The organism is Enterobacter genomosp. S, assembly GCF_001631805.1.
GTDB classification, from domain to species: domain Bacteria; phylum Pseudomonadota; class Gammaproteobacteria; order Enterobacterales; family Enterobacteriaceae; genus Enterobacter; species Enterobacter quasihormaechei.
Genome location: NZ_LVVA01000021.1, coordinates 78,192 through 94,043 on the forward strand (window position 1 = coordinate 78,192; position 15,852 = coordinate 94,043).

Annotated in this window: 21 protein-coding genes and 1 tRNA gene; 15 read left to right on the plus strand and 7 right to left on the minus strand. The window is 52.9% G+C overall.

From position 1 onward, the window contains the following. The first annotated feature begins 291 nt into the window (after positions 1-291). The 10 genes from A3466_RS22580 (at position 292) to A3466_RS17300 (ending at position 4,952) form a co-directional block, all read left to right on the plus strand. Positions 292-465, plus strand: coding sequence for a DUF2737 family protein (locus tag A3466_RS22580; protein ID WP_074161075.1), 174 nt, complete (start codon positions 292-294; stop codon positions 463-465). Further along, on the plus strand, positions 462-860 hold the full coding sequence (locus A3466_RS17265) for a hypothetical protein (protein ID WP_063451614.1): 399 nt from the start codon (positions 462-464) through the stop codon (positions 858-860). The genes A3466_RS22580 and A3466_RS17265 overlap by 4 nt, the downstream gene beginning before the upstream one ends. Continuing rightward, complete coding sequence (locus A3466_RS17270; protein WP_063451615.1) at positions 857-1,351, plus strand: hypothetical protein; 495 nt, start codon at positions 857-859, stop codon at positions 1,349-1,351. Before A3466_RS17265 ends, A3466_RS17270 begins: the two co-directional genes overlap by 4 nt. Then, positions 1,348-1,638: a hypothetical protein gene (locus A3466_RS17275; protein WP_063451616.1), complete on the plus strand. Its 291-nt coding sequence runs from the start codon at positions 1,348-1,350 to the stop codon at positions 1,636-1,638. The genes A3466_RS17270 and A3466_RS17275 overlap by 4 nt, the downstream gene beginning before the upstream one ends. Continuing rightward, the gene (locus A3466_RS17280; RefSeq protein WP_063451617.1) at positions 1,631-2,143 is read left to right on the plus strand and encodes an HNH endonuclease; all 513 of its coding nucleotides are present in this window, start codon (positions 1,631-1,633) and stop codon (positions 2,141-2,143) included. The genes A3466_RS17275 and A3466_RS17280 overlap by 8 nt, the downstream gene beginning before the upstream one ends. 130 nt (positions 2,144-2,273) lie before the next feature. After that, complete coding sequence (locus tag A3466_RS17285; RefSeq protein ID WP_063451618.1) at positions 2,274-2,474, plus strand: hypothetical protein; 201 nt, start codon at positions 2,274-2,276, stop codon at positions 2,472-2,474. Between the two features lie 10 nt (positions 2,475-2,484). Next, positions 2,485-3,024: a hypothetical protein gene (locus A3466_RS17290; protein ID WP_131797722.1), complete on the plus strand. Its 540-nt coding sequence runs from the start codon at positions 2,485-2,487 to the stop codon at positions 3,022-3,024. A 36-nt stretch (positions 3,025-3,060) separates the two neighbouring features. After that, entirely contained in the window at positions 3,061-3,486 is a 426-nt protein-coding gene (locus A3466_RS17295) for a hypothetical protein (protein ID WP_082830951.1), read from the plus strand. A gap of 90 nt (positions 3,487-3,576) precedes the next feature. Further along, positions 3,577-3,912: a helix-turn-helix domain-containing protein gene (locus A3466_RS23240; protein ID WP_074161076.1), complete on the plus strand. Its 336-nt coding sequence runs from the start codon at positions 3,577-3,579 to the stop codon at positions 3,910-3,912. Next, positions 3,795-4,952 carry a tyrosine-type recombinase/integrase gene (locus A3466_RS17300; RefSeq protein WP_245167779.1) on the plus strand — a complete coding sequence of 386 codons (1,158 nt, stop codon included), beginning with the start codon at positions 3,795-3,797 and terminating at the stop codon, positions 4,950-4,952. The genes A3466_RS23240 and A3466_RS17300 overlap by 118 nt, the downstream gene beginning before the upstream one ends. 15 nt (positions 4,953-4,967) lie before the next feature. Here the strand turns inward: A3466_RS17300 and A3466_RS17305 are convergent. Continuing rightward, positions 4,968-5,044, minus strand: a tRNA-Arg gene (locus tag A3466_RS17305). Between the two features lie 303 nt (positions 5,045-5,347). On the opposite strand from A3466_RS17305, the gene A3466_RS17310 reads away from it, so the two are divergent. The 3 genes from A3466_RS17310 (at position 5,348) to fimZ (ending at position 8,192) form a co-directional block, all read left to right on the plus strand. Continuing rightward, positions 5,348-6,010: an EAL domain-containing protein gene (locus A3466_RS17310; RefSeq protein WP_063451621.1), complete on the plus strand. Its 663-nt coding sequence runs from the start codon at positions 5,348-5,350 to the stop codon at positions 6,008-6,010. A 24-nt stretch (positions 6,011-6,034) separates the two neighbouring features. Beyond that, on the plus strand, positions 6,035-6,751 hold the full coding sequence (locus tag A3466_RS17315; protein WP_063451622.1) for a helix-turn-helix transcriptional regulator: 717 nt from the start codon (positions 6,035-6,037) through the stop codon (positions 6,749-6,751). Between the two features lie 808 nt (positions 6,752-7,559). After that, the gene (fimZ, locus tag A3466_RS17320) at positions 7,560-8,192 is read left to right on the plus strand and encodes a fimbria biosynthesis transcriptional regulator FimZ (RefSeq protein ID WP_063451623.1); all 633 of its coding nucleotides are present in this window, start codon (positions 7,560-7,562) and stop codon (positions 8,190-8,192) included. A 50-nt stretch (positions 8,193-8,242) separates the two neighbouring features. On the opposite strand, the gene sfmF is transcribed toward fimZ, so the two are convergent. The 6 genes from sfmF to fimA all read right to left on the minus strand — a co-directional run bounded on the left by sfmF (position 8,243) and on the right by fimA (position 14,249). After that, a complete protein-coding gene (sfmF, locus tag A3466_RS17325) occupies positions 8,243-8,764 on the minus strand; it encodes a fimbria assembly protein (protein ID WP_063451624.1) in 522 nt (173 codons plus the stop codon). A gap of 9 nt (positions 8,765-8,773) precedes the next feature. Continuing rightward, a complete protein-coding gene (gene fimH / locus A3466_RS17330; RefSeq protein ID WP_063451625.1) occupies positions 8,774-9,781 on the minus strand; it encodes a type 1 fimbria D-mannose specific adhesin FimH in 1,008 nt (335 codons plus the stop codon). Continuing rightward, positions 9,774-12,332 carry a fimbrial biogenesis usher protein gene (locus A3466_RS17335; protein ID WP_063451626.1) on the minus strand — a complete coding sequence of 853 codons (2,559 nt, stop codon included), beginning with the start codon at positions 12,330-12,332 and terminating at the stop codon, positions 9,774-9,776. The genes fimH and A3466_RS17335 overlap by 8 nt, the downstream gene beginning before the upstream one ends. Before the next feature lie 14 nt (positions 12,333-12,346). Beyond that, positions 12,347-13,039, minus strand: coding sequence for a type 1 fimbria chaperone FimC (gene fimC, locus A3466_RS17340; RefSeq protein ID WP_063451627.1), 693 nt, complete (start codon positions 13,037-13,039; stop codon positions 12,347-12,349). A gap of 34 nt (positions 13,040-13,073) precedes the next feature. Further along, positions 13,074-13,616, minus strand: coding sequence for a type 1 fimbrial protein subunit FimI (gene fimI, locus A3466_RS17345; protein ID WP_063451628.1), 543 nt, complete (start codon positions 13,614-13,616; stop codon positions 13,074-13,076). A gap of 69 nt (positions 13,617-13,685) precedes the next feature. Continuing rightward, a complete protein-coding gene (fimA, locus tag A3466_RS17350; protein ID WP_074161078.1) occupies positions 13,686-14,249 on the minus strand; it encodes a type 1 fimbrial major subunit FimA in 564 nt (187 codons plus the stop codon). A gap of 309 nt (positions 14,250-14,558) precedes the next feature. Between fimA and folD the strand changes: the two genes are divergently transcribed. Further along, complete coding sequence (gene folD, locus A3466_RS17355) at positions 14,559-15,425, plus strand: bifunctional methylenetetrahydrofolate dehydrogenase/methenyltetrahydrofolate cyclohydrolase FolD (protein ID WP_063451630.1); 867 nt, start codon at positions 14,559-14,561, stop codon at positions 15,423-15,425. A gap of 2 nt (positions 15,426-15,427) precedes the next feature. Further along, positions 15,428-15,640 (plus strand): ribosome-associated protein YbcJ, encoded by a 213-nt coding sequence (gene ybcJ / locus A3466_RS17360; RefSeq protein WP_063451631.1) that lies wholly within the window; start codon positions 15,428-15,430, stop codon positions 15,638-15,640. The last annotated feature ends 212 nt before the right edge of the window (positions 15,641-15,852 follow it).

Genomic DNA, 15,852 nt, shown 5'->3' on the forward strand with positions numbered 1-15,852 from the left:
CATCACTCCGGAAGAAATGACGGCGGTGTGCGGTCGTATGGTCGCATGCCGTGCCGCTGACCGTTTAGGCATCACCATCTCACAGTTTTATTACCTCGCGCAGAAATACTCGCTTTCAACCGCATTCACTCAAAAGGCATGGAGCTCACAGGAAGACGCTCTCCTGATGAATCTGTATCGGGACGGAATTCAGCAAAAGGACATAGCAAGCATGCTTGGTCGGCGATTTGAGTCAATCAGAGGGCGAGTGGCTCTGCTACGTAAGCGCGAAAAGAATATGAGGAAAGTAGCATGATCGGATTAACGTACGACCCGGGCATCACTCCAAACGAGCTCGTAGCCCGCCACCGCTTCAAACCCATCAACGATATCCCACGCGAAGAAATGCTGAAGCGTCAATCATTCCCGAGCGTGAACGAGAACAAATTCCTGACAGCGTGGTTAAACCAGAGGGTGAAGAAATGAGCGTGACGAGATATGGAATCAATGCGCAGGGATTATTTACCAATCTGAGAGATGGTGGATACGTAAGCTATCAGGACTACGAGAAGTTGGCTGCGGAGAATGCGGGGCTGAAAGATGCCATTAGCTGCCATGCGGCTGGGTTTACTGTCTGCGAAGCATGTGGGGAAGAAAACATATCCGGGAATGATGATGTTTGTCGTGCCCTGGACGAAACCCCGGCTACCGACGCTTTCCTTGCTGAAGTGCGGGCGCAGGGTGTGGAGATGATGGCCTCTGAAGCCGAGCAACTGATGGATGAGTTTGGAGATGACAGCTACATAGTGATGGTTACCGCAGATTTACAGCGTTTCGCCAATGCATTCGCCGCCCAGCTTCGCAAAGGAGTGCAGTCATGAGCAAGCGCCTTGAGGTTCTTAAAGCATCCCTTTCCAAAAAAGAAAAGTTATTCAGCGATAAATTGCAGCAGCATTTCGATACCGTGAAGCAGGCCAACGGTCAACCGCTCAACGACAAGCGAAACGGACGCGCAACTCTGAATAAATGGGATAAGCAAAGCGATGCTCTGCGGAATCTTGAAAACAGCATACAGAGAACAAAAGACGCCATTGAGCTGGAGGAGATGAAAATCGCATTCGGCGATTCGGTGGACATTCCTGACTTCATGCAGAAGGCGATAGAAGATGGATTAATCATCCAGTGGCGAAAACACCCTCGTTTTTTCTTTGTGACGGGCGTGAAGCACGGGCGCATTGTCCTGGATGAAGAAACCGGAATGATTGCTCATCGATATTTAAGCAAAGTTTCCAAGGAAGAATATCCAACATTTCGGGATGTTTTTAACAAACTCAATAAGCAATGCCGTGAAAAGCAGGAGTCCGCCCAATGAGCATCATCGACAAACAGGATCTGCGCCTAACAGCAGAAAAGGCGAAAGATAACTTCATGCCGAACTTCATGGTACCAACTCGCGATTTACTGGCGCTGCTGGATGAGCTGGAAGACGCAGAGAGGCGGATTGCTGAACTGGAGTTGCGGGAGGAACTATTTTTACGTGCAAAGGCTCTTATGCACCAATCTGGCGGTGCGCCGATTGAGAACTCTTTAAACCCGATAGATGCATGGCTTTATGACGCAGAACGCGCCGCAGCAGGCAAAGGAGTAGCAAATGTCTGATGTTGTCTCTCTTGAGGAACTTAAGCGTCTTTTCTTTTATGACCCTGAAACTGGAAATTTTTATCGACTAAAAAGCATTCGGAATCTAAGGAAGGGAGATATCGCAGGGAGCCTAAACAAGTCGGGATACATCGAAATTTATATTAACAGCAAGAGATATAGGGCTCACAGACTGGCTATTTTTTATATGACTGGAAGGTGGCCTAAAGCGGTTGATCACAAAAATAGGATAAGGAATGACAATCGCTGGTGCAACATTCGCCCATGCACGCTTGCTGAAAATAACCAGAATCCAGGCATCAGCAAAAGGAATAAGTCCGGTGTGATAGGCGTTCATTGGCATGGACGGCAAAAAAAATGGATAGCCGCAATACAAGTTGATGGCAAGAAACTGCACCTTGGAAGCTTCTCAACAAGAGAAGAGGCAATGTTGATCGCCAATACCGCCAGCAGGGTAAGGGATGCTTTGCTAGACAGTGCACTTTACAGGAAATACGCAGCATAACAAACCCGCACCTCGCGGGTTTTTCTTTATCCGGAGTCACCATGCACGCCAACCCAATTATCTGGCTCATAGTCGGAATTATGGCTCTGAGCGCTATCTCTTCACTCATTCACATGTCAGAGGGCTTGTTATGGCTAAATTTGCTGTGGGCGCAATCGTAAAGCACAAGTCAGGCGATATCAAAGGAGTGGTTGATGGCGTCACGGAGCAGGAGAACAGGCCGACATGGTATCGCATCGCGTGGGACTCCGGTGATTACAGTTCTCACGCAGAGCATGAACTTCGCGCGGCTACTGTTGATGAGCCTCGCGTGTATAAGAAATTAGCGTAAGGAGATGGATGTGAAACTGATTGATATTTTGGTGCGGGAATTGCCGAAGCGTGGAGGCTGGCCAGAGGGCGCAGACCATATAGCAACAAATGGGTACTGGAGAGTATTTGCTTATTGGGATGGAAGCTCCTTGAAGGGTATAGACCTTAACATTTCGTCTGATGCTGAAGGCTATGTCACCCGCGAGCAATACGAAGCTGCACTTGCAGCCAGCAAGCCAGAATGGGATGGAGATGGGTTGCCTCCTGTGGGAACAGAAGCAGAGGTGTCAGTGGATGGTGGCCGCACATGGTGCTTATACAAGGCTACTAGTGAACATAATGGAATGCGGTTAGTTGAGATAGGGGATTTTACGGAAGAGTTTCAAAGCAACAACTGGATGTTTCGCCCCATCCGATCAGAAGCAGATAAGAAGCGCGAGAATTTAGCAAAAGCTCTACATATCGCCGCGGGAGCAGCGCCTATCGAAGTGGTTGGAATTGGTCCTCTTTACCTTGAGCTCGCAGATAAAATACTCGCCGGTGAAGTAGCTGGCATCCGCATCGACTAGGCCGCCGCAATGGCGGTTTTTTATTGGAGATAGATAATGAAGAAAATAGAAGAAATCGCTTACCTTGCGCGAAGGATACTGCAAGATGCCCTTCTTCACTGCATGAACAAAGACAATACCAAGGGCGCCTGTTTGTATGGAGCTCATCTTGTCCACACTATGATAAGTCAGTTTACTGGTTTTCAATCAATTGTTCGCGGTGGTGACGGAAAGGATGATGGAGGGTTCTTTAAGGGTGGCGTTGGAAGTGGGCATTATTGGGTGGAGGTTGAAACGGCGGCAGGATCATTGATTGTGGATATCACAGCTGACCAGTTTGGTTCTGATGCGTTGGTTGTGAAGCAATGTGTGGATGCAAAATATTATCGCAACGGGAATCAGGATGTTGTCGATAGGCATTACGGAGAATTCATGCTTGAGATTGGGAAATTGGTGCCCTGTGACTTTGCCTTCAAGGAGTAACCATGGAATCACACAGCCTCACACTCGATGAGGCGTGTTCATATCTGATAAGACCGCCACTAGGCGGTTTCTTTTTGTCTGGAGTACATGATGGTTGAAGCCAAAACGCTAACCGCCAGACAGGCGGCAGACCTCCTTCTTACTTCGCCGCGAACAGTCTACAGGTTAATCGACTCAGGACAGCTTGCTGGCAAGAAGATCGGTAACAAATACCGCACCACCGACGTTGCCTGTATTGCGTATTTACATGACCCGCGCGATCCTGTTTCCGCGAGCGCGGGTGAACATAAAGGAGAGTTTTTATGTCAATCACCCTCAGAGGCGGAGTGTGGCACTGTCATTTCGTTACACCGTCAGGGAAAAGAATTAGACAATCTCTTGGCACGGGGGACAAGAAACAAGCTCAGGAGTTGCACGACCGGCTGAAGGCAGAAGCGTGGCGCGTGGATAAAATCGGGGAGTTACCGACAAGGACGTTTGAGGAATGCTGCATCAGGTGGATTCGGGAGAAGGAACATAAGCGGTCACTGGATGACGACAAGACCAAAATCGAATACTTCCTGAAGCATTTCTCGGGCAGGGATGTTTCGACCATCACAGCCGAGCAGGTATACGATGCTGTCTCGAAGATGGTTAACCGCAAGCATATTCAGGTCTGGGAGTCGAGAAGGGACGCGGCGATACGCAGAGGCAAGGAGCCGCCTCCGTATGTTGAAAAGCCAGTGAGTCAGGCTACAAAGAGCCAGCACCTGTCATTCATGCGGTCGTTGCTGAAGACGGCAGCTAATGACTGGGGATGGATTAAGTCGTCCCCGGTTATTAAAACCAAGAAGCCAATCAGCAAACGCATTCGCTGGCTAACCAGGGATGAGGCTGAAAGGCTTATAGCTTGTATGCCTGAGTCAATAAAGCCAGTGGTGATATTTGCTCTGGCAACCGGCCTGCGCCGCTCCAACATCATTGATCTGGAGTGGCAACAGGTCGATATGCAGAGAAAGGTTGCATGGATAAATCCGGAGAACGCGAAGGCGGGCAAAGCTATCGGCGTAGCTCTGAATGATACCGCATGCAGGGTGTTAAGGGATCAGATTGGTAAAAGTTCCAGGTGGGTATTCGTTCACACTAAGCCATCGACTCGACCAGATAAAACCGTCACGCCGGCTGTCCGTAAAATGCGGGTCGACGATAACAGTGCCTGGCGAATTGGTCTGGCAAAAGCAGGTATCGAGGATTTCCGTTTTCACGACCTCCGGCATACCTGGGCGAGCTGGTTAATTCAGTCTGGAGTTCCGCTGTCAGTTCTTCAGGAAATGGGAGGCTGGGAGTCAATCGAAATGGTCCGTCGATATGCTCACCTGGCACCGAACCATTTAAGCGAACACGCACGGAAAATTGATGCCATTTTTGGCAACCATGACACAAATACGACACAAGGAGAAAATCAGGCTGGTTTGAAACTGGCGTAAGTGTATGATATTTAATGGCACGCCCTGTAGGATTCGAACCTACGACCTACGGCTTAGAAGGCCGTTGCTCTATCCAACTGAGCTAAGGGCGCACGGAGAAGAGTATACTTCGCGGTGGTGAAACGCCTGGAATTATACGGTCAATGCGTAGTGAGTCAATGCCTTTTCCGCCTTCTCTGCCGATAATGACTAGCTGATTGTAAATACGGCTGTTTTTTCAACATTTATGCTCCTTTTACGGGCTGCGAAAAGGCTTAGCCGCTTTTAAGTAACGCCTGCTGTTTTCCTGTTTACTTCGCCGTCACACTGTCCTGCGGTATCCCGGCCACCTGGAGGCTGGAAGTGAACAGGACGACGGAGTGACAGCGCCAGACCAGACAGGTTTCCCCTCGTGCGTGCAGCACATCTCACGCGACATTACAGGCATCAAGCTTGAACCCATTGTCGCCCTCTCCTCTTCTCGCACAATTGGGGCCGAAGTGCTCAGCGTGCTGTCACCGCATCAGCAAAGCGAAGACTTTTTCCGCGACTGGTCCGCCGCCCGGGCGCTTATGCTGCTGGAAGCCCAGATCGCTGCGTTAAAAAACCCCTCTCTCTGTGACAACCTTTTCATAAATGTGCCGATAACCGTTCTGACCATCCCGGATATGTTCCAGCGCTTACTGCAACTTAACAGCCCGCCGCTGAACATTGAACTCGTGGAGCCTGCCTCGTTCTTTTCCCTCTCAGACCCGACACGTCTGAAGGTAAGTTGTGCGCTTCAGCAGTTGACGGCGCAGGGGCATCGGATCTGGCTGGATGATATTGATGAAGCGTCAGGGCGCGCATTTTTATCCTGCCGTCTGCCGTTAAGCGGAATCAAAATCGATAAGATGGCTTTCTGGCGACTACGTGCAACGCCAGCGCTGACGCAGCTGGTCGCGCTTTGTTCAAAAATTACTGCCAATGTGCTTATAGAAGGCATTGAAACAGAAAAGGATCGTGAGTGTGCGCTTCAGGCTGGCGCGCGCTTCGGTCAGGGATATTATTGGCCATCCTGGAGATGGCAGGAGGACTGAACGGTCATCGCCAAGAGGGAAGCTATGCGAATGACAGTACGCCGTTACCGGCGTCGTCGGACAGGAAGTGATTCACTGGGTTCTACGCACTCGCCTTTTGCTCTCCCATTTTTTGATCGTCTCGAATATTTGAGCCAGTCAATCAACCAGACCCGCAAAACCGATGCTCCCTTTATCGTTCTGGTCACACAGGATAACTTTTTCCGTTCCGGTTTTCTGAGCGGGCATTCGCCCCTGAGCAATTGCTGCGACTACTCCACGCTGGAAGCAGCCCTCAGCGATTTGAATCAATGGCCTTCATCACGTCTGGTGGTAGATGTAGAGAGTCGCGCCTCGCCGCTGATTGACCTGCTGGACCGATTACGACGCCACAGCCTGTACCCTCCCTTCCTGACCCCCTACCTGCTCATCCGCGCCGATGATTACGATACACGCCTGTTTTGCAAAGCGGCTGGCCCTTTTCACGTGCTTGAACGGCAGCTTTCGTCGCTGGCTATGCAACAAACGTTGCTGGAGCCGCCGTCTCCCGTCGGCCACCAAAAAGAGTGGTTTTCCAGGGAAGAATGGCCAATCTTACAGGCGCTTTCGCAGGGTAGCTCCCTGCGTCAGATCGCGCAGATACAGAATCGCCCCTATAGCCGCATTATTTACCGTCTCAGCTGCATCCTGGCGAAACTTGGACTGAACCATCGTCACGAGTTGCTACATCTTCTCAACAACCTCTCAGATTTCACGTATTAACGTATTCAATAACCCCTTAATTCCTAAAGACCTTTAGGAATATACTTAGGATATATGTTAAATTTTTGTGTTTTTTAACAAAACCTTCGATTTTATAACTATTCCTAATTCTTCGCCCTCAACCGCGCGAAATGCTGTTTATATGCTCAATCAGAGTACTTTTATCCAGGGGTTAAGGACCTGACGTTTTCGTTAACAGAGTGATAATGGTGTAAAAACAAGCGATTTACGTGTAAATAAACGCGATGAGAGGTGAAGAAAACAGCAGATAGTGCTGTTCATACGCCGGGATCTTAAGCCTGGCCTGAGGCGTTTATAAAGGGGCGATGACGTGCGAAAGCGCGGATATCAGGGGTGGCGAGCGGGCAGGATGACCTCCGTCACAGACTTCGTATTGTTAACATTTTAGCAACATACAGTAATATCGTTTATTTTTTGTTATTACATAAAGATGAAAGTGTGTGGTAAATGCAATATCAGGACATTTTTGCTAAATTTAAAAAGGTAGCGATTCAGATCCAGAAGATAATAATCAGCAATATATGGATATTAATTTACAGGCTTTTCGGACATTACTTAAACGGTATAATAAGACGTGTTTGACACACTAATAAGAAAAATCATTTTGCCATAACCAGCCTTATGAGATAACTGCGCTGAGGCATCGATATCACACTACGTAAACAAGGATGCTTTCGCTCTTCCCCGGGACATTTACCGTAGAAGGATCTGCGCAATTATCCTTCCGGCTTTTCGAGAGTTTTTACAAAACTCAGCATAACGCTTTTAACAATCTGAGGCATAAAAAATGAAACCGGCATCCGTTATCATTATGGACGAACACCCTATCGTCAGAATGTCGATAGAAGTCCTGCTACAGAAAAATAAAAACATCCAGGTAAAACTGAAGTCAGGCGACAGCCACGAAGTCCTTGACTGTATACGCAACCACCCTATCGACCTGGTCATTCTGGATATTGAAATGACGGGCACGGATGGGTTCGTATTATTGAAAAGAATCAGAAACTTAAACAAAGACATTAAGGTGCTTTTCCTCTCTTCAAAATCAGAAGCCTTCTATGCCGGCCGCGCCATTCGCGCCGGGGCCAATGGTTTTGTCAGCAAGCGAAAAGATTTGGGAGAAATTTATAACGCAGTGGAAATGATACTGATGGGCTATTCTTTTTTCCCGTCAGAAACGTTGAGTTTTATAAATCATCTGGGCTCCCGGACAGGCGCCGCTGTGGATATGCCTTTATCGAATCGTGAGGTGACGGTTTTGCGGTATCTGGCGAACGGATTATCTAATAAGGAGATTGCCGATCAATTATTACTTAGCAACAAAACAATTAGCGCCCATAAGTCTAATATCTTTTCGAAGCTGGGCGTGCAGAGTATCGTTGAATTAATTGATTACGCGAAAGCGCACGAATTATTGTAACCTGACACTCTCCCTGCAACGGATAACCGTTACAGGGAGAGTGGATTTAATTAATTATAATTAATCATGAACGTTGCATCGGCGTCAGCCCGGCCCGGCTGCGGATTATCCGCCGTAGCGATATAATTGGCATAAAACGACAGCTCTGCATTTCCCTGCGCATCCACCGATACCGTCTGGCTGGCCTGCTGCAAGGCGAGGCGCGTTTTATCCCGGTCAAGGATCTCCACGGCCACGTTGCTGGCCGCGCTGGCATCATTCAGCGCCAGCAGGCTGTTATCATGCCCGTCAACCTTCCCCGTAAACGTGACCGAAGCCGCCCCGGGAGGGCATCCGGTCAGCTTGAGGGTGAACGGCACGGGCTGCGTCCGGCTTCCCATAGTGCGAAGCTGTTTCGTTGGCCAGGTGCCGAGCGTGACGGTCTTATTGCTGTCGTCCCCCTCCGCCACGCAGGTAAAGTCCACAATATTGCCGTAAAGCTGAATGTTAATTTCCCCAAGCGCCGTCTCTGCATGCGCATGTGCGCAAAGCGTCAGGAGCGCCAGAGAGAGATACCGCATCCCGTTTCGCATTCCTGCTCCTTAATCGTAGTCGACGCGTAGATAGCCGCGAGAGGTAAAACGCCCCTCGGCAGGTTTTTTACCGGTCACGCTGACGGGCCATGCACGGATCCCAACCTGCGCCTGCGCGCTGTCGTCCAGGCGGAACGGAATTTTGCTGGTCAGGTTGTTCGGCGTCAGCGGCACGCCATTGCTGTTGGCAATCACAAAGCCCACATCCGCGTTATCGGAGACCAGCGTGCTGCCTGAAACCTTCTCCGCTTCGACGCGCATCGTGAGCATGGCGTTCGCCTCAACGTTGGTGCATTTTATGCCGATGGTTTTGCTTTGCGCTGAGACCCCCTCCGGCTTATTCCCAATACCCGCTTTGCTGAACAAGGAGGCGCCGATGTCCCCGAAATCGAACTCCACCACATTCCCGGCATTAATTTCACAGCTTTGGGGCACCTGAATGGTCCCGCTGTAGCTGATGGTATAGACCGGCGTGGTGAGCGGATCCGAAGAGGTGGTGGTAACGTAAACCCGGAACATGGTTGCCCGCGGGATCACCACCATATTGATAAAGCGCCGGGTCACCTTAAGCCGAAAGACGAGGCTGGAATCCTGAACGCCGAACGGTTTGTTTTTAGACACGTTCGGGTGGCTCCCCATCTGGATGTAGTTTTTGGGGGGATAAAACGTGCCCGCGTAGCTGTCGGTGATTTTCATCGCCCCGTCCAGATAGTCGTTAAGCTTCAGGTACTGGTAGCCATCGCTGGTGCCCGTGACCGGGAAATCGGTCACATAGCTGCGCTTGGTGGTGTTCCCGGACGTTCCCTTAGGGCAGACAGCGTTTACGCCCACCCACTGGGATTTCTCGCTGAGCGTAACCACCTGCCCCACCTGGTTATTGGCGCTGTTGAACTTATCCGTCAGGTCGTAATAGACCTCCGTCGGCACGCCTTTTTCATTGACGCAGACGGTGGCGAGCGCGTCAGTTACCGGCAAAAACGCCAGAAGGGATAACCCCAGATAATGGATTTTATTCACAGCGGATCCCCTTAAGTGTGATCGCCTGTTGCAGGCTCTGTTCTGGCAAGCTGTAGGGCGCACGACACTGGGACTGCTTTCCGTCTCCCCACTGAATCAGCAGTTCCCCTTCCAGCGGCAGCCCGCTCAGGTAAATCTGCCCGTCATCGCCCACCATGCTGGTTACGCCGCTCTGCGTCTCACGCACCACCGCACCAAACGGTACGGGCTGGTTATCGCGCTTCACGGTCAGCAGCGCGCGCACGCCGATGCGGGTGTCGAAGCTGGCGCGCACCAGCGCGCCGTTCGTCGGCACGACGCTGGACACGTTATTTTCAATGTCGGTGTTGTTACTCATGGTGTTGGTATCAAGCGCCACGCGGTTGTAACGGTACACCGTGGCGTACGGCATCACCGCATAGCCACGCCAGTCGGTTTTCACCCCAGTCTGGTTTTCGACGCTCACGCCCGACGCGCCCGGCGCTTTGATCAGCACGTTGGTATCGCCCAGCGGCTGGCTGAACGTTACGCCGTCGGAATGCCCTACCACGCCGCCGGAAAGCTGCCAGTTGAAATCGTGCTGATCCCGGGTGTAGTTGTAACCCACACCCAGCGTGCCGTAAGTTGCCTGCCAGTTGGCGCTGGCGCTACCGCTTGCGCCGTTATTGCTGGCGTGGCCCTGGGTGACGCTATAGTTCAGGTTGCGATCTTTCAGCAGCGTTCCGCTTATCCCGGTCTGCCAGCTGGTATCACCGTTGCTGTTTCGGCTGGAAGAGGCCGTGGCATAGGCTCTGTCGATCGCGCTATCGCGACGGAAGCCGTGACGGGTGAACAGGCTGAACGGTACGGAGACGTTGAACGAGGCGATACGGTCGGTTCCGTCAATGCCGACGGCCTTGTTCCACGACCAGGATAAGGCATAGCTGACCCCTTTCACCCCGCCCGCATAGCCGAGCTGGTACCAGACGTTGGACTCGCTGGTGCCCCAGTAACTCTGCTGGCTGCCTGAAACGTACACCGAGCCGTAATCGCCGAGAGACTGGGAGATATTGAGCTGGAAACGCCCTTTTTTATTCAGCGTCAGGTTGTGATAGCTCTGCACGTCCGGCACGCCGTCATCATCCTTATCGTCGCCATACTGATAGCCTTCCATTGTGCGCCAGGCCACATCGTCGAGGGTGTAGAAGCCTTTGGTCGAGTAGCGATAGCCCAGCAGCTGGAAGTTGGTGCCGAATCCGTTAAGGGATTTTGCGTACAGGAAACGCAGGGACTGGCCTTCATGGCGGCTGTCATCCGCCAGCTGGCTGCGGGCGTGCGTGAGGTCAAGTGAGACCGCGCCCCAGTCACCGAGGTTTTTCCCCGCGCCAATGGCGATTGCGGTATACCGCGAGGCCAGCTGCGTACCGCCGTACAGCGTGTAGCCGTCGGCAAGGCCGGCAATCATCGTTCCTTGCGTAAAGAACGGCGTGTCCTGCTCGCTGTTGCCGCTGCGATAATCCCCCGCCACCAGATCGTATTTCCAGCGTCCTTCACGCTGGAGCAGCGGTACGGTGGAATACGGTACGGTGTAGCGCTGCTGGCTCCCGTCCTTCTCTTCCACCGTCACCTCAAGGTCACCGCTGGAGGAGGTGGGGTTAAGGTCGGTAATGGCGAAAGCACCCGGCTGCACATAGCTCTGGTAAATCACGTAGCCGTTCTGGCGGATCACCACTTTGGCAGGGGTGCGGGCGATTCCGCGCACGGTAGGCGCGTAGCCTTGCAGGCTGTCCGGGTACATGCTGTCGGAAGAATAGAGCCGACCGCCGCGAAAACCGACGCTGTCGAAGACATCGTTGCCGGTATTGCTGTCGCCGAGCACCAGCTCGCTTTTCAGCGGAATGACCGTACGCTGCGCCCAGGTGCCGATATTTTGCCAGCTGCTGTGCCGCTGGCCGTTGCTTTCGGTATAGCGCCACGCGCCGTTATTGCGTAATCGCCACGCGCCATAGTTCAGCCCACTTTGCAGGTTCAGATAATAGCTGTCGTCTTCGCTGCCCCGGTTGCCGGTAAAGCTGTAGTTCACCAGCGCGGCGGGGATGCCCTCGTCCCACTGTTCAGCCGGAATATATCCCCGGGCGCTGTTTTGCATCGCCACCTGAGGCAGGCTGACGTTAAGGCGCAACGAGGCGAAGTTGAACGCCGTTTCGCTGCCGGGAATAGCCGTGGTAAGCGGAACGCAGGTATCGCCCTGCACTTTGCTGAGCTCCGGGAAGGCGGCGATATTCACGCCAAAGCGATCGAGCATCGCGCGCGTAATACACGGCGACAAACCGCCCGCGACCGGCGGCGTGTTGTCGGCTTGCTCAAACCGCACGTCCTGGGTGCCGATAAATTCATCGTTACGCCAGATATCGACGCGATAGACGCCCGGTGCCTGCTGGTGGCCCTTTTCAAAACGCGACAAATCCGCCACGTTCGCCGCGTCATCGGAGAGAAACGCCGGGTTAAAATAGCTGTCGCCCCAGCCAGCGTGTGGCCAGAGCGTTGCCATCAGCGCCAGCGCAACCGGGCAGTAACGCCATTGAGTGTTCATCGCCCTGTCTCTGCTCACAGGCTGACGCTACGCGCCGGCGTAATGGCACCGTAGTCGTTCACGCTCTGCCAGGAGAGCGTGCCGCTCGCGGCGGCGGGCAGCACCTGCTGCGCCGAGCTTTTAGGCGCAACCATCAGGTTATCGAGCGTCTGGCCGCCGAGCTTCAGGTTGACCAGCGTTACGTAATACGGCGAGGCATTGCTCACCTTAAGGTGGTTGCCGACGCGCTCAAAGCGCAACTGCGAGAGCGCCTCTTCCGGCGGCATCGCCAGGTTAGCCGGGCGTACAAACAGTTTGATGCGTGACAGAATGGCCAGTTGCAGGACGTTATTGCCGTCCTGGTGCGTTTTGCTGACCGATGGAATCGCTTTGACGTTCATGTAAAAGAGGGATTCGCGATCGGCGGGCAGCGCCGGGCCTGCGTAAATAATGCGCAGGGTGTTTTCGCTGGCCGGCTCGCTGACAAACAGCGGCGGCGTGACGACAAAGGATTTTTCCTTTTGCCCGCTGGCGTTTTCTATCCACGCGTTAATTAAATAGCGCTCTTGTTTATTGCTGTTGGTGATCGCCAGCGACGTTTGTTTTGCATCGGCCGGATAAATAACGCGCGTCGCGCCCAGCGCAATTCCGCCGGACGCATTTGCGCAGGCAGACATCATCATCAAAATAAAACTTAAAAACAGTCCAGGTTTAATCAGGGTGTTCATCACAACCGTACCTTTAATAATTAGTTCGCAGGCGTCAGGGATAAATCAACGTAAACCAGACATTCGACTGAATAGTGCCTGGTACCAGGTGTTCGGAAATAGCCCGATAGCGGGCGCTAAAATGAAATGCCAGTTCGCGGGTATCAATGGGTAACCAGCTCACCGCCGTCGCGTTCGGGATGATTTGCCGTTGCTGTTCGTCAAAAAGCGCCAGCCCGACACCGCTGCTGACCGCGTTTTCCCCTGGCCGCGATGTCGCCAGGAAAACCTGCGGATCTTCTGCCGGTGTGACGCCCTGGAACTGGATCCCGACGGTGCGGGAGACGTCCACGCTACAATCCAGCAGACGTACGGTGAAAGGCACGTTAACCGTGGAAAAGCTGCCGACGCCGGAAAAGGCGTTTGTGCGGTATTGCCCCATATCCACGCGCATATTCTGGCTGTCCGGGGCCACCGCGCAGCCGCCGTTGACCAGCTCTCCTCTGAGGTGAACTTTGCCGCCGTCGATCACCACGGTATGTGCGTTTACCGCTGAGGCAACGGCAAGGGCGCACAGCAATATCCCAGTCCTTGTCATCCTTCGCTCCCGGTATAAGCGATTAAAAGACCTCTTCCCTGAGGCCAACCACATCCCTGTACAAAGGCATTACTCGTATTTCATTACGAATGTTGCGTCCGCGTTTGCCTGGCCTGGCTGGGTGGTCGCAGCCGTAGCTTTATAGCGCGCGGTGAAGTTCAGGGTGTTAGTCCCTTCAATCAGGCTCTGTGCCGCAGAGAAGGTGGCACCGTCCGGGGTCAGCGTGGTGGATTTGCTGTCGAGGATCTCAATGCCCACGCCCTTCGCGGAGTTGTCGTTGTTACCGGAAGTTACCGCCAGCAGGGTTTTGTCGGTGGCGTCGATCTGACCGGTGAACGCAACAGCAGCGGTTTTCGCTACCGCAGGATCGCAGTCGTTCAGTTCGATGGTGAACGGAATATTGGAGGTGGTGTCACCTACTTTAGTGAATTTCGCGGTACGGTACTGGCCGAGATTAACGGTCTGCTCAGAAGAGTCAGTATTTACTGAACACGCGGCATTGACTAATTCACCTTTAAAATGCACCGTACCACCGTTAACAGATACAGGCGTTACAGGATCTTCTGCGTGAGCGGCACCCGCGACCAGGGCCAGAGTTGCAATAACAGTAGAAGCAATGTTGCTGAGTTTCATGTCTATTCCTTTAAAATGTAAATAACCCTTCCCGCACATATTCGGGAATAAGAAATACGTTCAATTAAAAAATTGAAGGCTTATTTCGGAGAAGACAAAGTAGCTCAGGAATCTATTTTGTAATATGTCAAAACGCTGCCATTTTACCAGGTCACATCCTAATCCCCCCTAAGAAATTGGCCATGCCCTGAGAAGGGGTTTTGCAGGCTATCGGTGAAATCTCGTAAAGGGTGACTGACAGCGGCGCTCGCTTCTGACAAAATACAGGCAATCCCCCCTTCTAACGTTACAGACGGAATCTTCTCTCTGATGGCAGCAAAGATTATTGACGGTAAAACGATTGCGCAGCAGGTGCGCTCTGAGGTTGCGGAAAAAGTGAAGGCGCGTACAGCCGCTGGATTTCGCGCTCCAGGGCTGGCCGTTGTGCTGGTTGGCAGCAACCCGGCTTCGCAAATTTATGTCGGCAGCAAGCGCAAAGCGTGTGAAGAGGTAGGCTTCGTCTCCCGCTCCTACGATCTGCCGGAAACCACCAGCGAAGCGGAGCTGCTGGAACTGATTGACACCCTGAATGCTGATAAAGCAATCGACGGCATCCTGGTTCAGCTGCCGCTGCCTGCGGGCATTGACAACGTAAAGGTGCTGGAGCGCATCGCACCGGACAAAGACGTTGACGGTTTCCACCCGTATAACGTGGGCCGCCTGTGCCAGCGCGCGCCGCGCCTGCGTCCGTGCACTCCGCGCGGCATCGTGACGCTGCTGGAGCGTTATAACATCGACACCTACGGCCTGAACGCCGTGGTGATTGGCGCCTCCAACATCGTGGGCCGCCCGATGAGTATGGAGCTGCTGCTGGCGGGCTGCACCACCACCGTGACCCACCGCTTCACCAAAAACCTGCGTCACCACGTTGAAAACGCCGATCTGCTGATCGTCGCGGTCGGCAAGCCGGGCTTTATTCCTGGCGAGTGGATCAAAGAGGGCGCCATCGTCGTGGACGTGGGTATTAACCGTCTGGAAAACGGCAAAGTGGTCGGCGACGTGGTGTATGAAGATGCCGCGGCGCGCGCGTCTTACATTACCCCGGTCCCGGGCGGCGTAGGCCCGATGACGGTAGCAACACTGATTCAGAATACCTTGCAGGCGTGCGAGGAGTATCACGACGTAGAGGACGCGTAATCATGGCAACTTTTTCTTTAGGTAAACACCCGCACGTTGAGCTGTGCGATCTGCTGAAGCTGGAAGGCTGGAGCGAAAGCGGCGCGCAGGCGAAAATCGTTATCGCCGACGGGCAGGTGAAAGTGGACGGCGTGGTGGAAACCCGCAAGCGCTGCAAAATTGTTGCGGGTCAGACCGTGAGTTTTGCAGGACAAAGCGTGACCGTGACGGCGTAAGCCGTTTGATGCCCGGTGGCGCTGCGCTTACCGGGCCTACGTACTGTCTCCGGTTGTAGGCCCGGTAAGGCGAAGCCGCCACCCGGCAATTTTGTCTCTATCCCCTCACACCCATCGCGGTTATTTATCGATCAACTTCAAATAATCACTATTTCATCTGTTGAAAGGTGAGAATTCAGTTGCGCGCTTTTCAGACTTTCCCCACGATGAGT